Origin of the sequence: Sphingomonas sp. TREG-RG-20F-R18-01 (assembly GCF_022662475.1) — a bacterium.
In the GTDB taxonomy this organism is placed as follows: domain Bacteria; phylum Pseudomonadota; class Alphaproteobacteria; order Sphingomonadales; family Sphingomonadaceae; genus Sphingomonas.
In genome coordinates this window covers 228,546-244,168 of record NZ_JAKNQQ010000006.1, presented here as the reverse complement: position 1 = coordinate 244,168, position 15,623 = coordinate 228,546, and the positions used below count along the sequence as shown (strand labels likewise).

The 15,623-nt window shown below is 66.2% G+C and carries 13 protein-coding genes; 5 read left to right on the top strand and 8 right to left on the bottom strand.

Features of this window, described 5'->3' with window-relative positions; all coding sequences use genetic code 11:
• Window positions 1-21: 21 nt before the first annotated feature.
• Together L8K25_RS16845 and L8K25_RS16840 are read right to left on the bottom strand one after the other, a co-directional pair.
• A complete protein-coding gene (locus L8K25_RS16845; RefSeq protein WP_242140132.1) occupies window positions 22-1,944 on the bottom strand; it encodes an NPCBM/NEW2 domain-containing protein in 1,923 nt (640 codons plus the stop codon).
• Between the two features lie 30 nt (window positions 1,945-1,974).
• Window positions 1,975-3,492 carry an alpha-L-arabinofuranosidase C-terminal domain-containing protein gene (locus tag L8K25_RS16840; protein WP_242140131.1) on the bottom strand — a complete coding sequence of 506 codons (1,518 nt, stop codon included), beginning with the start codon at window positions 3,490-3,492 and terminating at the stop codon, window positions 1,975-1,977.
• A 197-nt stretch (window positions 3,493-3,689) separates the two neighbouring features.
• Here L8K25_RS16840 and L8K25_RS16835 point away from each other — a divergent pair, with 197 nt between their 5' ends.
• Both L8K25_RS16835 and L8K25_RS16830 read left to right on the top strand, forming a co-directional pair.
• A complete protein-coding gene (locus tag L8K25_RS16835) occupies window positions 3,690-4,838 on the top strand; it encodes an aldose epimerase family protein (RefSeq protein WP_242140130.1) in 1,149 nt (382 codons plus the stop codon).
• On the top strand, window positions 4,838-6,775 hold the full coding sequence (locus L8K25_RS16830) for a sialate O-acetylesterase (protein WP_242140129.1): 1,938 nt from the start codon (window positions 4,838-4,840) through the stop codon (window positions 6,773-6,775). The genes L8K25_RS16835 and L8K25_RS16830 overlap by 1 nt, the downstream gene beginning before the upstream one ends.
• Window positions 6,776-6,904: 129 nt before the next feature.
• Here L8K25_RS16830 and L8K25_RS16825 read toward each other — a convergent pair whose 3' ends face one another.
• Window positions 6,905-8,428: a glycosyl hydrolase family 8 gene (locus tag L8K25_RS16825; protein ID WP_242140128.1), complete on the bottom strand. Its 1,524-nt coding sequence runs from the start codon at window positions 8,426-8,428 to the stop codon at window positions 6,905-6,907.
• A 186-nt stretch (window positions 8,429-8,614) separates the two neighbouring features.
• Between L8K25_RS16825 and L8K25_RS16820 the strand changes: the two genes are divergently transcribed.
• From L8K25_RS16820 to L8K25_RS16810, 3 genes are all read left to right on the top strand, one after another.
• Complete coding sequence (locus tag L8K25_RS16820; protein WP_242140127.1) at window positions 8,615-9,532, top strand: alpha/beta hydrolase; 918 nt, start codon at window positions 8,615-8,617, stop codon at window positions 9,530-9,532.
• 122 nt (window positions 9,533-9,654) lie between these two features.
• Entirely contained in the window at window positions 9,655-10,680 is a 1,026-nt protein-coding gene (locus L8K25_RS16815) for an SDR family oxidoreductase (protein ID WP_242140126.1), read from the top strand.
• Between the two features lie 2 nt (window positions 10,681-10,682).
• Window positions 10,683-11,525, top strand: coding sequence for a type 1 glutamine amidotransferase (locus L8K25_RS16810; RefSeq protein ID WP_242140125.1), 843 nt, complete (start codon window positions 10,683-10,685; stop codon window positions 11,523-11,525).
• 16 nt (window positions 11,526-11,541) lie between these two features.
• Here the strand turns inward: L8K25_RS16810 and L8K25_RS16805 are convergent, their stop codons facing one another.
• The 5 genes from L8K25_RS16805 to L8K25_RS16785 form a co-directional block, all read right to left on the bottom strand.
• Window positions 11,542-12,132 carry a DUF4337 family protein gene (locus L8K25_RS16805; protein ID WP_242140124.1) on the bottom strand — a complete coding sequence of 197 codons (591 nt, stop codon included), beginning with the start codon at window positions 12,130-12,132 and terminating at the stop codon, window positions 11,542-11,544.
• A gap of 80 nt (window positions 12,133-12,212) precedes the next feature.
• Complete coding sequence (locus L8K25_RS16800; protein ID WP_242140123.1) at window positions 12,213-12,704, bottom strand: nucleoside deaminase; 492 nt, start codon at window positions 12,702-12,704, stop codon at window positions 12,213-12,215.
• Between the two features lie 72 nt (window positions 12,705-12,776).
• Window positions 12,777-14,099: an AarF/ABC1/UbiB kinase family protein gene (locus tag L8K25_RS16795; RefSeq protein WP_242140122.1), complete on the bottom strand. Its 1,323-nt coding sequence runs from the start codon at window positions 14,097-14,099 to the stop codon at window positions 12,777-12,779.
• Window positions 14,100-14,130: 31 nt separating this feature from the next.
• Window positions 14,131-14,502 carry a DUF393 domain-containing protein gene (locus L8K25_RS16790; protein WP_242140121.1) on the bottom strand — a complete coding sequence of 124 codons (372 nt, stop codon included), beginning with the start codon at window positions 14,500-14,502 and terminating at the stop codon, window positions 14,131-14,133.
• 47 nt (window positions 14,503-14,549) lie between these two features.
• Window positions 14,550-15,515, bottom strand: a complete 966-nt coding sequence (locus L8K25_RS16785; RefSeq protein ID WP_242140120.1) for an NADP-dependent oxidoreductase — start codon at window positions 15,513-15,515, stop codon at window positions 14,550-14,552.
• Window positions 15,516-15,623: the final 108 nt, after the last annotated feature.

The following is a 15,623-nucleotide window of genomic DNA, read 5'->3' as shown; positions in this document are numbered from 1 at the left end:
CGCGGCCGTCGGTTCACCCGGTTACCGCGTCAGCGCTGCTTCTGCCCAGGTGACCGGATCCGGGAAGCGCATAGGCCGTGCGGTCCGCGCCACCAGCTCGATGATCTTTACCCCGCGGACATCGACCTTCATTGATGCCGCCGCATCTCCGAACCGCATGGCCGCCGACTGGCGCAGCAGCTTGCCATCCCCATAGACCGAGAACCGCACCGGCTCGCTGCGGTCGCGCGCGGAATCGTCAACGCCGACCAACGTGGTGAAGTGGTCGAACCCGGTGTTGCGGACCTCTATTCGTGAATTGGCCAGGATGCCGATGCCGGTAGCGAAGCTGTGCCCGGCAACCTGCAGCGTCTCGCCATAAGGCGTCGTGTCGGCTTGCGCCCCGCCCCAGCCGCCATAGCGCGGACGATCCCCCCCGCCGCGTGTCCCGCTCCAGGCGGAAATCGCCCGATGCGCGATCGGTTCGTGCTCGGGAACCGTCACGCCATCCACGGCGGGGTTTACGCTGCCGGGTTGCTCGGACAAGTACAGCCCCGCTGGCAACTGGCGCTCGCCGCGCGCGATGAACACCCGCGTCTGATGCGGCGCTAGCGTCATTTTCGTCTCGTCGCGAAAGTCACGCTTCTGCCCCGTCCACACATCGTCTAGCACGACCTGGGCCGTGTCGGTGTATTTGAGCTGCGCCGCGGTCAGCACGACGTCGGTCGAGACGGCGTTGCGGTTGAAGATCGCGACAGCCTTTTCGCCGCTTGCCAGCGTCTTGACCAGGATCTGGACGTCGTCGGTATCATAGGCCAGCACTGCCTGGTTGCCCGCGGGGTCCTGATTGAGCGCGATGATCCGCGTGTTTCCGAGCAGGCCGATCAGCGCGGGTGATGCCTTGCGCAGGTCGTAACCGATGAACAGCGGCGCGTTTTCCATCGCCCACAAGGCGAAATGACTGCGCGCCTCCTCCAGATGCTGCACGTCGAAGTCGCCGGTGCCGACGAACAGCATGTCCGGGTCATTCCACGACCCGGCGTGGGCATAGAGCGCGCGGCGCGACACGGTATCGAAATTGTGCAGCATCCGCGACCATTTGGGCGAAATGTCCTCGCTGGTCCGCGAGATGTTGCCCAGGTCCTTGCCCCACGCGCGTACGTCCGCCGATCCCCACAGGCAGATCGAGAAGAGATAGTCGCGGTCGGGGTTATAGCGTTTCAACGCCGCCCCGACCGACTGATACAGTCCGCGTACCGTCGGGATATCGGTACGTCCGAGCGACTCCGGATCGATGATCGGTGCGAACGCCCGGTACGTGCCGGCCTGGACGAGCTTGCTGCTGGCGGGCAGTCCGCGAATGCCGCAGCCATCGACCTTGATCAGGTCGAACCCCCAGTCGGCGAAATACAGACGAATGTCCTGATCGACATGTCCGTAAAGCCCGACCTCTCGTTCCGCGACGGTTCCTTGGGGCTGGTTGGGCGCGGTCGACGCGTAGATCTGCCCGCACGAGTTGCGGCCGATATCGGAATAGATCCCGGCCTTGAAGCCCATCGCGTGCAGCCGGTCGGTAAGTGGCCTGAAACTTGTGTCCCCACCCGGCCCTGCCCCCGCCGCCGACGGAAAGGTCGCGGTGCGGATGACCATCCGCCCGTCCGGCTGACGCCGCTTGAGCCACCAGCCATCGTCGATGTCGATGTACCGATACCCTTTGGCGGCCAACCCGCTGTCCGCGATGATCTTCGCGGAGGCGATCACCTTTTCCTCACTGACGTCGGTGCCGAACGCGTTCCAGCTGTTCCACCCCATCGGCGGCAGCCTGGCAGCTCCGTCGCCGTTCGCGCTCCAACGGCCGGTCGGGGCGAGATTATCCGCCAGCGCCAGCGCCGGTACGAGCGCCAGGCCGATCCCGGCGACGCCGAGACCGATCGTGCGCAGGCGTTTCGATACCGTCCGTTGCATCAGCCCACCTCCCCCGTTCCGCCGTGTCGCTCAGTGCAGGTCGAGCACCACCACGGACATCGCCGGAAGCGTGGCGGTCAGGGTTCCGCCGGCAATCTGCGCCGCACCAAATGATGCCGGCTTGACCACGTCGGGCTGCTCGAAGCTGTTGTGCGAATCCATGTGCGCGCCCGTCACGATCCTTCCCGAAACGCTGGAGGCAGCGACTCCCGTCAACGCGACCGACAGCGGGATCGCGCGCGTGGGATCCAGGTTCACGAGCGCGACATGCACCTGCCCCGCCGTGTCGCGCACGGCCGATGCACTGATCGCGGGCAAGGCAAAGGCGTCCTTGTGATACCAGGGCGATGTCACGTCGATCGGCAGCACCGTCGCGTCCTGCCAGGGCTTGTACAGGTCGAACACCCAATAGGTCGGCGTCTTGACCATGCGCGCGCCATCGGTGAGCAACATCGCTTGCAACACGTTCACCATCTGCGCGACCGCCGCCATCTTCACGCGGTCAGCATGGTGCGCGAAGATATTGAGGTTGACGCCCGCGACGACCGCATCGCGCACGCTGTTCTGCTGGATCAGAAAGCCCGGGTTGCTGCCGGGGGCCGGATCGTACCACGTGCCCCATTCGTCGACGACCAGCCATGTCTTCTTCTCGGGATCGTATTTGTCCATGATCGCCGAATGCTTGGTGACGAATTCGTCCATCTGCAGCGTATGCGCCATGGTGGACGCCCACTCGTTTTCGGAAAAGCCGAGTGCAGGGCCCTTGTCGCCCCAGACCTTGTCGCGCGGCCGCGTGTAGTAATGCAGCGCGAGACCGTCGATGTTCTTGCCCGCGAGACGCATCATCGTCTCGGTCCATTCGTAATTGGCGTCGCTCGGGCCGCTCGCGATCTTGAGCAGTTTGTTGGTACCGCCGGCCTTGGCGAACAGGGCGTAGCGGTTGGTCAGGTCCGCCGCATATTCGGCGCGCATGTTACCGCCACAGCCCCAGAGTTCGTTGCCGATGCCGATGTAGTTGAGCTTGAACGGCGCCGGATGCCCGTTGGCCGCACGTTCCTTCGCCAGCGTCGACCCGCTCGGCGACGTCATATACTCCACCCATTGCGCGGTTTCGCTTGGGGCTGCGCTGCCAACGTTCGCCGACACGTAGGATTCGGCGCCCAGACGCTCGACGAAACCCATATATTCGTTCGTTCCGAACGCGTTATCCTCGTCGACGCCGCCCCAGTTGGTGTTGATCTTGACCGGGCGCTTGGCGCGCGCACCGATCCCGTCCCGCCAATGATATTCGTCGGCGAAACATCCGCCGGGCCAGCGAACCATCGGCACCTTGATCGCCCTGAGCGCATCCAGCACATCGCGCCGATAGCCGTGGTCGTTGGGGATGGACGATTTCTCGCCGACCCAGATCCCGCCGTAGATGCCGTGCCCGAGATGCTCGGCGAACTGTCCGAACACCTGCCGGTTCATCCGTGGCCCCGGCCGATCGGCGTGGATTTCTCCCGTTGCGCTCGTCGCGGGATCAGCGCCCTGCTGCGCAACGGCCATTGCCGGAAGACTTGCGACGCCCAAGCATAAGGCAAGACGAACATGATGCAGCATCGCGATAATCCCTCTCCGAATCGTTGCCACACCCTTGCTCGAGGGGTTGCTCTTTGATCGATCTTGTCTGAGTATAAGTGGCAAGCCGTGACGTCAACGGCGCAAGCACGGTGCCGTCGGACCGGCCCTGGAGAAGGACTTTCATGTTCAAGGCCATCGCAATCATGACGCTTTCCGTCGGCGTTCTAGCCGCCGTTGCCCCTTCTGCAGCCCAGGCCGCCAGCGCGGATCGCACGCGGTTCGGGACGCTTGCCGATGGCGAGACGGTCGAGGCCGTCACCTTGACCAACGCGCACGGCATGCGCGCCCGTATCCTCAGTTACGGCGCGATCCTGCAGGCGGTCGAAGTCCCGGATCGCGACGGCAGGGTTGCCGATGTCACGCTCGGTTACGCGGACATGCGGGGATATCTCGCCGCGCCGAACTACTTCGGCGCTACCGTCGGTCGCTATGCCAACCGCATCAAGGGCGGTCGTTTCTCGATTGACGGACGCAGCTATTCGCTGGCGCTCAACGACAAGACCAATGCTTTACACGGCGGCGTGAAAGGTTTCGACAAGCGGCTTTGGCGGATCGTCGAGGCGGCAGGCGGCGCAAAGGCCCATGTCACCCTCGCCTATACCAGTGCCGATGGCGAGGAAGGCTATCCCGGTGAATTGCGCGTCACGGCCACCTATACGCTGAACGACGCCAATGAATTGTCGGTCGAATATCGCGCGACCACGACCAAGCCGACGATCGTGAACATCACCAACCACAGCTTCTTCAACCTTGGCGGGGAAGCCGCACAGCGTTCGATCTATGACGCGGTGCTGACCATCCCGGCCGACATGACGACACCCGTCGACGCAACGCTGATCCCGACCGGGCAGCTTCGCCCGGTGGCCGGCACGCCGTTCGACTTCCGCCAGCCGACCGTCATCGGCAGCCGCATCCGCGATGCGAGCGACCCGCAAATCGTCTTCGGCCAGGGCTATGACGAGAATTTCGTAATCGCGCGCGATGTGAGCAAAACACCCCGCCTCACCGCAAGGGTAGAGGACCCGACGACGGGGCGCACGATGGAAGTGCTCTCGAACCAGCCCGGGGTACAGCTCTACACAGGGAATTTCCTGGACGGGACGGCGGTCGGCAAATCGGGCCACGCTTATCGACAGGGCGACGGACTCGCGCTCGAACCGCAGGTGTTCCCTGACACGCCCAATCAGCCGGCGCTCGGATCGGCGCGGCTTGACCCTGGCCAGACGTATCGCAACGTCATCGTCTATCGCTTTTCGGTGAGCGCGCGCTGATGCGCGCCTTGGCGACCGGCATCGGTTTGCTGCTCGCCGGTTCCGCTGCGACCAGCGCGCTGGCGGCACCGAAGCTGGGCGGGGTGCTCGGCGACCATGCGGTCGTCCAGCGCAATCAGCCGATCGTCGTGACGGGCGAAGCGATTCCGGGCGAAGCGGTCACCGTCGTGCTCGGGGGGCGATCCGCCCAGACACGCGCGCAGAAGGACGGACGCTTTCGCGCGACCCTGCCGCCGCTGCCGGCCGGGGGTCCCTATGACATGCTGGTCATGGCACCCAGTGGCACGACGCAGCTTCATGACGTGCTGCTCGGCGACGTCTTCCTGTGCTCGGGCCAAAGCAACATGGAAATGACGGTCGAGCGCGCGCAGGACGGCTTTGGCCAGACGATGGGTTCCGCGGACGATCAGCTTCGGCTCGTGACGATCGCAAAGGCGACATCGGCAAAACCGCTCGACCATTTCGGACAGCAGCCCGTCTGGGCGGCCGCCGGGGCGCAGACGACCGGCGGGTTTTCCGCCGCGTGCTTCTACATGGCGCAGGCGCTCCGCAAGGCCGCCAACATACCGATCGGTGCGATCCATGCGAGCTGGGGCGGATCGCAGATCGCCGCCTGGATGGGCGAGGATGCCCAGCGCGCAGCCGGGCGGGGCGCGCAGGCCGATTTGCTCGCTCTGTACGCGCGTGATCCCGCGGCAGCGAGTCGCGCGGCGGGTCGCGCGTGGGAAGACTGGTGGCGCGACAAAACCGGCGACAGGCCAGGACAGGAACCGTGGCAACCGGACGCCGCGCTCGACTGGCACCCCGTGCCGCGGATTACCTTTTACGAGAATTGGGGTGTCCCGGCGCTCGAGACATATCTCGGCATGCTCTGGTATCAGAAGACCGTCACATTGAGCGCCGCCCAGGCGCGCCAGATGGCGACGATCGCCATCGGCGCGATCGACGATGCGGATCGGACCTGGATCAACGGCAAGCCTGTCGGCGGTCGTGGCGGGTGGGACGCCCGTTCCTATACGGTCCCCGCCGGAACGCTGCACGCTGGCGTAAACGTCATCACCATCAACGTCGAAAATGCCTATTCGACCGGCGGCATGCCTGGCCCTGCGGAAGCGATGAAGTTGACCTTCGCTGATGGCAGTGCCGTGCCGATTGCCGATGGCTGGCGTTATGCCGTCGCCCGGCGCGTCAGTGGCACCACCCCGCGCGTGCCATGGGACGACATTACCGGTGCGGGCACGATCTACAATGCGATGATCAGCCCGCTTGGCCAGACCGGACTCGCCGGGGTGGCGTGGTATCAGGGGGAATCCGATACCGCCTATCCGGGCTATGCCGACCGGCTGACGGCGATGATGGCGGAATGGCGCAAGCAGGTCGCGGTGCCCAATTTGCCCTTCGCGATCGTGTCGCTGCCCGGGTTCGGCACGCCGTCGATCGCGCCGGGCGATAGCGGGACCGCGCAGGTCCGCGAAGATCAGCGCCGCGTCGCGGAGCGTGACGGGCATGCCGCCCTGGCCCAGGTGATCGATCTCGGTGATCCGCTCGATATCCATCCCGGCGAGAAGCACGAAGTGGGCCGACGCCTGGCACGCGCGATGGGCGCGCTCGCCTATGGCACGCCGACGTCGGCATCGGGGCCACGCGCCATGCACGTCGCGCGCGCGACCAGCGACGCGGTCAGCGTGACGTTCGACGGGGTTACGGGCGCGCTCCATACGCGCAGCGCGACGCAGGCGACGGGGTTCGAGCTTTGCGGGGCCGCGGCCGGGTCATGCCGGTACGCGGTGGCCACCGTCGCGGGGAACCGCGTGACGCTGACCGGCGATGGTCGGCCTGCGACGCGCGTTCGCTATGCCTGGGCGGACTTCCCGGTCGTCAACCTGGTCGACGACGCCGGACTCCCGGCAGGCCCCTTCGAGTTGGCGCTTCCCTAGGCGTCGCCGGCAAGCGTTCGTCGGCCGGGCGAGCGGCCTGCGCAGACCCGGCCCGCCGCACCATACTGCGCGCCCGAGCACCGCGGTGAACGCGGTCGTACGGCGCGGGGCGCCGCGCCTACACCCAGCTCACCGCGACTCTTGCGGCCGATCCACGACCCGAAATTGCCCGCCGCAGTGCATCAGGCTCAGCAATTGCAGCATGCCGTCGAAATAGCGCTGCTCTCCGGTCGGCACCGGCATGTCCCATAGCTTTTGCAGAAACGCCCTGGAATTAGGCCCCGGTGTCGCCGCGAACCCGCCGACGGCGGTGGCTGCGACCATGCCTGGTGAATGCCGGGTCGAGAGCGGCGTGCCGTCCAGCGTATAACGGTCCGCGAACCGGTCGATCCCCTGCCCGATAAGGAACGCCTGTATCCGGTCGCTGAGCACGCGCTGCCGGACGTCCTTGGCCCACCAGCCGTAATCGACCGACCAGTTGCTGACGGTTCGCCAGCTATCGTAGCCGAAGGGATCCGGGGTCTCGTCGCGGGTCAGCATCGGCGATCCGTCGAAATGGCTGCGATCCGGCGCGAGGCCGGTCGATGGATCGGTCACCCGTACGAACAGGTCGCGGCTGACATCGGCAGCCTTCGCCCAGAAGGCCCGATCCTCGACCGGCCCCCAGCGCGACCATAGTTCGTAAAAGGCCGGCAGATGATAGGAGGCATCGGTCCCGCCGACGTCGGTCTCGGCGACGAAGCGTACCATTGCGTGCGCCTCGTCCACCATCGGGCCGACCGTTGCGTGGCGTGGGCGATTGTCGGGGTGGAAAGGCGGCCAGGGCGTTCCATCCCGTGCCGCCTGCGCCGCCATCGCGCGATTGTTGATGCTCGGCCATGGCGCCGCGGGCATGGTGAAGGGCGGATCCTGCGGATGGATACGGAACGGCGACATCCCGCTGGTTACCGGGTGGTGCCGCATCCCGCGCAGGATCCGGTCACCCTCCACCTGATAGTCGTAGATTCCAGTCCCGTTCCCCCAGCGGCGCGCGGCGAAATACAGCGCCATCGCGTAATATTCCTCGCCGTCGGGCGCGGCGCCCGTCGACCGCGGGGATCCGTCCGTCCCCATCGACCAGGCGAAATAGCCGATCGATGGATTCTGCGGGTCGGTGATCTGCATGTACGTCTTGGACCAGTTCCACAGCGCATCGAACTCGCGCTTCTTGCCAAGCTGGACGGCGATCATCATGCCGTAGCTCATGCCCTCGGTCCGGGCGTCGTTATTGGCCCAGTCGGTCACATACGCCAACGGCCCGTTCGCGTTCGCGCCGCTTTCGAAATAGATCCGTTGTTCCTGACCATCTCCGTAGAACAGCTGGTGGAACACCGCATCGATCTTCGCCCGAGTCTGGGCGTCGGTCAGACCGAGCTGTTCGGCGAACAGGTTACGATATTGCCCGGTCTTGACCGCACCCGCGCCCGCTCCGTCGAACCGCGTGATCGGACCCAGCGGCCTGTCCTGATACCCGCTATCGATCGTACCGGGCGGGGGCGTGGAGGCGGCGGGTGTCGCGCCGGTCTGCGCTGCGATCGGCGAGGCGGCACACGCAAGCGCTGCCAGCCCCGCAGCCATCAACGAGCGTTGCGGCCGCACCATCCTGCTCTCCATCGCCATCCTTCTCCGTCTCGCGCATCTTCCGGCACGATTTTGCTAACGCAATCATTCAAAGGCTAGCGCGCCTTTTGCCCATTGCAAGCGAACCGTGGCGAGCCGATGATCGCGCTCACCGCCATCGGCGCGATGGTAATGATAGCGATAACGCCCGAAAGCGGCGCAGTTCCAGGGAGAGTGACGGTGCGTGTGACAGCTTGGATGGCCCTTGCGTGCCTTGGCCTTACGGCAACTGGCGCTGACGCGCAGGATCCCCCGCCGGAGCACGCCTCAACGCCGGTCACCATTCCGCTCTGGCCGAGCGGCGCACCGGGCAAGGACGCGCGTCCTCCCGCCCCCGAGATCGGGCGCGACTATTGGGTCCGCAACATTCGACAACCGACGGTGCTCGCCTATCCGGCAAAGAAAGAGCACAACACCGGCGCGGCCGTCGTGATCTTCCCGGGGGGCGGCCACAAACTGCTGGTCTGGACCAACGAAGGCACCAAGGTGGCCACCGCGCTGAACCGGATGGGGGTGTCCGCGTTCGTCCTGAAATACCGCCTCGCGAACGAGCCCGGCGCGCCATATTCGGTCGAAGGCGACGCGGCCGATGACGCCCGGCGGGCCGTGCGCTGGGTTCGCGCGCACGCCGCCGATTATGGAATCGACCCGGCCCGCATCGGGGTCATGGGGTTCTCGGCCGGGGGCGAACTGGTGTCGCTCATCGCGGACAATCCCGAGCCTGCCGGGCGACCCGTTACCGACCGGATCGACCGGCAATCGGCGCGTCCCGATTTCCAGATCCTCGTGTTTCCCGGGCCGCGCGGCATCCCTGCGAAGGCCGTCGCCGACGCCCCGCCGGCCTTCATCGTGGCCGGAAGCCGCGATCCCTGTTGCGCGACACCGTCGGTCGCACTGTACGAACAACTGCGCGCCGCTGGCGTTTCGGCCGAGTTGCATATGTTCGCAGACAGCGGGCACGCGTTCAATCTGGACGAATCCAACCGGATCTCGATCCTCCACTGGCCCGATCGGCTCAACGACTGGCTGGCGGATGGCGGATGGCTGGAGCCGCATCGCACCAAGTCCACCGCCCCGGTGCCAGGGACCGACCGCTAGCGACAGGAGATACGACCGTCCCGTATCTGACCAGGGGGCGAAGTTTCTGCGGCAAGGGGGAGCGAACGAACACGTCGCCCGTTTGGGCAGCATCGTCGCCTTTCCGGAGCAATTCGTTCGCCATGAAGATCGCGCTCAAGCCCATCGCCGAGCAAGTCATCGTCATTACCGGAGCCAGTTCCGGGATCGGGCTTGTCACGGCCAAACGCGCCGCCGCGCAGGGCGCCAAGGTGGTGCTGGTCGCACGCAACGCGGAATCGCTACGCGAAGCGGTCGAGGGTATTACGGCCGCGGGCGGCGATGCCATCTTCGCGGTTGCCGACGTGGGCGACATCAAGGCCGTTCGCGCGGCGGCTGCCGCAGCCCGGACGCGCTACGGACGGATCGACACCTGGGTCAACAATGCCGGTACCGCCATTTACGGCAAACTGATCGACACGCCGCTGGACGAACACGAACGGCTGTTTCGGACAAACTATTTCGGCGCGGTGCATGGCGCGCTCACGGCTGTCTCGCACCTGCGCGATCGAGGAGGGGCAATCATCACGGTGGGATCGATCGCTTCGGACCTCCCCTCCCCGATCCTGAGCGCCTATGCGGCGTCGAAACATGCGGTGAAGGGGTTCGTCGATGCGCTTCGCATGGAGCTGATCGCCGACGGTCTGCCGATAGCGGTTACGCTGATCAAGCCATCGGGAATCGATACGCCGATCGCGCAACATGCCGCCAATCACGTCGAAGGCGAGGCGCTGATCCCGCCCCCCGTCTATGATCCAGCCCTGGTCGCCGACGCCATTCTGGACGCCGCGCAACACGTCCGCCGCGACATTACCGTTGGCGGGGCCGGACGATTGCAGGTGTTGATCGGCACGCACTTTCCTGCCGCGCTCGATCGACTGTCGGGTTTCCTGATGCCGACGCTGTCGGACACGACGCGTCCGAAGACGGAATCGACCACGCTCTTCGAGCCGACCCAGCGGGGACAGGAACGGTCCGGGGTCCAGGCGGGTCGCCAGACGAGCCTGTACACCACGGCCGAACGCCACCCCGGCACGGTCAGAGCGGTGACCCTTGCCGGCGTCGCGGGGTTGGCCGCCATTCTGCTGGTACGGCGCCGCGCATCGGTCACCGCACTAGACAAGGACTGATCTTGCTCAAATTCCTCGTCGCCGAAAGCGAAACGGCAGAAGATCGCGCCGAACGTCGCGCACATGTCGGCAAGAGCGCTGGCGAAAGCTATGCCGCGACGCTGCAGCAGCTTCGGCCGGATGCATCGATCACGATCGTCGCGCCTGCGGATGCGGATGCGGTGGTCTACTCGCCGGACGCGATCCGCCGTTTCGACGCGGTCTTCATCACCGGGTCGCCGTTGCACGTCTATGAGGACAGCCCGGAGGTTGCTCGCCAGATCGCATTCATGCGCAACGTCTTTGCATCGACGACGCGCGCTTTTGGATCGTGCGCGGGACTGCAGCTGGCGGTCGCCGCAGCGGGCGGCACCGTGCGCAAGATGCCCGAGCGGATGGAAGCGGGCATTGCGCGCCGCATCACCGCGACGGACGCCGGACGCGGCCATCCGCTGCTTGCCGACCGGGCGGCCAGTTGGGATGCTCCGGCCATTCATGGCGATGAAGTGGAACGGCTCCCAGCGGATTCCACGCTGCTGGCGAGCAACGCGGTTACGGCCGTGCAGGCGGCCGAAATCCGCCACGACGGTGGTGTCTTCTGGGGCGTGCAATATCACCCGGAACTCGCGCCGGGGGAGATCGCGTCGGCCTTGCGGCGTCAGGCGGGGGCGTTGATCGAAGCCGGCCTGGCGGCGGACGAAGCGGCCGTCGCGACCAGAGCCGATCTGCTTGACGCGCTCCAGCACGACCCCGACCGACGCTCGCTACACTGGGCGCTCGGCATCGACCGCGAATTTGCCGCCGAGGCACGCCGCCGAACCGAACTCTCCAACTTCATCGCGCAGGTAGACCAAGGGCGACCGTAGCGGTCAACGGCATTGATCAGAGCAAGACGCCGAAGCTGGCAGCCGCCGCCAGAACGATGCCGATCGCCGCGACCACGCTTGCCCCGCCCGCGATCCATTTGGACCGTGCCACCATCGCGATGGACAGCAGCACGATGGCAAGCTGGAGCGCGGTCTCGCCAAGTTCGAACCCTTCGCCGCGCCGTGCGGCGGTCTCGCCGGCTTCGCGCTGGCGTGCCCCCGAGTCTTGAAGCTGGCCGATCCCGTGCCCGGCGGCATCGGGCGCGCGCAGCCGAAGCGCTTCCTGATGCCACTTGGCACGATCGGCCGGCATCGCGCCTGGCTGCGCGGCCGCGGTTTTGAGCACCGTTTCCCGGACGATCTTGGCCTGCATGTACGCAAAGCTGTCGGACGCAGCGATGCCCTGCAGCAGGCTTTCGCGCTGCGCACCCGCCGCGCCCATATGGACGATCGCAAGGGCGACGGCGAACCCGCCGACCATCAGCGATACACGATCGCGAAACCGCCGCTCCCGCTCGCGCTCCGCACGCTCGGCCGCGTTCGAGCTTTCCTCGGCGCGTTCGATCGCTTCGTCGATCAGATCCTTGGCGTCGGCGGGTTCCATCATCACTCCAGACCGGGCGGCACAGTGCCGCGAACAGGCGCGGTACTACCGCCTTGCCCACCGATCACCAACCACCGATCCGGTCACAGGTTGGCCTGTTCCTCCTTGGGGAGCTCGTCGTCGGGGCCGTAGTATAATTCGGCACATTCCGCCCGCAGGCATCCGCCCTCGAACACGATATCGTCCCGATAGGCGTTGCGGACGAAATCCAGCGTATCGGTATGCCGGGCCTCGAAATACATCGGATGCACATCGGCCGCTTCGGCACCGTAGACGACGCGCCCGACCTTCGACCAGATCGACGCCATGGTGCACATGCCGCACGGCTGCAGCGTCGAGTAGAGCGTCGCGTTCCGCAGCTCCAGTTCCCCGGTCGACTCGCAGGCACGCCGGATCGCCATCATCTCGGCGTGCGCGGTGGCATCGGGCAGTTCATGCGTCTGGTTACGTTCCCCGGCGATCATCTTGCCGTCCAGCACGATCACCGATCCCAACGGAGACGTCGACGGGTCGGAACCCTTCAACCGCGCGATCTCGATTGCGCGGCGCATCCACTTTTCGTCATCCTGCGTCATCAGATACCTCTTCCGCTTCGGGGGATGCAGCTGAAGCGGATCAGGACGCCATCCGTTCCCGCCGCCCGCCGATCACGCGGTGAGGTACGCACCGGCCAAACGCCGCACGTCGACCTGCGCCTTAAGCCGCGCCGCCAGCAATGCGGTTCCGCTGATCTTGCGCTGGACGAACAGCGTGTCGACCGGCGGAATGTGCCAGGTGTCACGATCCCGTGCCATATCGATGCCCTGGTCCCGCAGCACGCCGACAAACGCGCGATCGCCGAAATCGAACACGCCCGGCTTGTTGAGTTCGCCCAGAATCACATCGATCATCCGGTCGACCAGCGCGCGATGCGCCGTCACCGCAGCGGCGCCGAGGAACCCCGCCGCAACCGCCGCCTCGCGCACCGCATCCCGCTCCCCCGCCAGTCCCGCCACCAACAATGCGCGGTAGCCCTGCGCGGTCGCCGCGGGCACCACCCGCGTCGCGCCGAAGTCGAGCAGGATCAGTCGCTCGGTTTCCGGCTGCCAGCGGTAATTGCCGAAATTGGGATCGGTCTGCATCAGCCTCCAATCCAGCAGTTCCCGCAGCACCAGATCGATGAGATGTCCCGTCACCCGGTCGCGAACCGGCTGTGGCGACGTCTCGAGCGATTCGATCGGCACGCCCCCGACGAAATCCATCGCCAGCACGTGCGGCGTGGTCAGCTCAGGAAACAATTCGGGCACCACAAACTGCGGCGCATCGGCAAGCAGCGCACCGTAGCGCGCGAGCATCTCCCCTTCGCGCAGATAGTCGGCTTCCTCGTGCAACTGCCGTTTCGCCTCGCCCAGCAACGGCGCAACATCGAGGGTCTTGGGCAGGACCCCCGACACCCGCAGCAGCGTCGCGACGTTGTCCACGTCCGAATCGATGCTGCTCTTGACGCCGGGATATTGCACCTTGATCGCAAGCTCCCGGCCGTCGGGCAGGCGCGCGCGGTGGACTTGGCCGATCGACGCGGCGGCGATGGGATGCGCCTGGAAATGGGCGAACCGCCGCCGCCAGTCCTTTCCCCATTCCCGGGTCAGCACCATGTCGAGCTGCTGCGGCGGCATGTGGTGCGCGCTGTCGCGCAGACGGCCCAGGATCGTCGCGAGTTCGGGGGGCAGCATGTCGCCCGCATCCATCGAGATCATCTGCCCGAGCTTCATCGCCGCTCCACGCAGGTGCGACAGCTGGTCGGCCACGCGAACGGCGTTGCCCGGGGTCAGCAACAGGTCCCCCATGCGGGGAACCTCTCCGCTTGCCAGCCGCCGCGCCCCTTCCGCCACGACACCGCCGGCGACGCCACCTGCGAGCCGGCCGAAGACGCCAAGTCTCGCCAGTCGTCCGCTCGGTACGGACCGGCCCTTGCTACGATTGTCGGTCACGGGGTTTCCTTGGCTGTCGTGGTCCGCGGCATCACCCGACCCGCTCGCGCTCGAGCCTCCGCGCGACACGTTGCAGATGGGGTCGTATCTTCAGGAAGGTCACATAAGCGCCTTCCATCATTGCCAGGACCCAGGGCACGCGCGCCGCGAGCCCGAGCAGACGTAACCGTGGAATAACGCGCCACATCGCAGCGAAAGCCGCCGCCCCCGACACCATTACCCCGTTCTCGCGCGCATGGAACCGCGCGAGCAGGTCTGCCCGGTCGATCGGGCAACTGCCGCCGGCAGGATTCGCGACGTCGACGAAGAGGATCGCGCGATTGCGGTCCAGCCGCTGCATGAGCGCGATCTCGCGCCGACACAGCGGACATCCTCCATCGTACCAGACCGTGAGCATCGCCATTCGCCCTATATGGGGATCGTTGGATGCCGTTCGAGGGGAGCGGTCGATCAGGCCTGCCCATTGGTCAGGATTACTTTGCCGCGCGGATGCTCGTTCTGCGCATAGGCTTGTGCATCGCGGACCGCTTCGAGGGGAAATCGCTTGGCGATCGTCACGACGATCGAACCCGCGGCGATCAGCGCGATGACCTGCGCCAATGCCGTTGCATCCGGCTGCGCATGCCAGCGCGGCACCGTTCGCACGCCATGCTCGGCGGCCTTGCGCTCATCGGGATCGAGCGTCGAGACGAGAATGCCACCCTTGCGCAGCACCGCTAAGGAGCGATCCTGCGTCTCGCCCCCTTGCGTGTCGAACACCATGTCGAGGTCGCTGGCCACATCCTCGAACCGCTCGTTCTTGTAATCGACGACGACATCCGCCCCGAGGCTCCGGACGAAATCGAGGTCCTTTTCCGACGCGGTCGCGACCACGCGTGCGCCCTTCCACTTGGCGAGCTGCACCGCGATATGGCCGACTCCGCCGGCCGCACCGTGGATCAGGATCGACTGACCCGCTGCCAGCCCGCCGTGATCGAACATGCCCTGCCACGCCGTCATCGCCGCGAGCGGCACTGCCCCGGCCACGTCCAGCCCGACCGCTTGCGGCACCGCGACCGCTTCCCCTGGCTTGAGCACCGCCAGCGTACTCTGCGCGCCCCGATCGGTATCGATGAACGCGCAGACACGACCCCCGACCGCGGCATCTCCCCCGTTCGCGCCGACGGCGACCACCGTCCCCGACAAATCGCGACCTAGCACGATCGGCAACTTGTCTTTACCGAGTGGCGGATATTTTCCCTCGGCAATCTTCCAGTCGACCGGATTGATGCTCGCCACCGCCATGCGCACGAGTACCTCGCCCGGCTCAAGCTCGGGAACAGCGATGTTCGCGACTGCAATGACCTCGGGTCCGCCGAAGTGCTCGATACGGACCGCACGGGCGGTGGTGAGATCGGTCTGGTCGGTGTCGGACATGGCGGGCCTCCTGGCGGGGTTACGGCGCGTCAACGAGCCACCCGGCCATTGGTTCTCCTGAAGACCCTGCCGGCCCGGCGCACGTCCGCCTGCCGTCGGCCAGAAGGC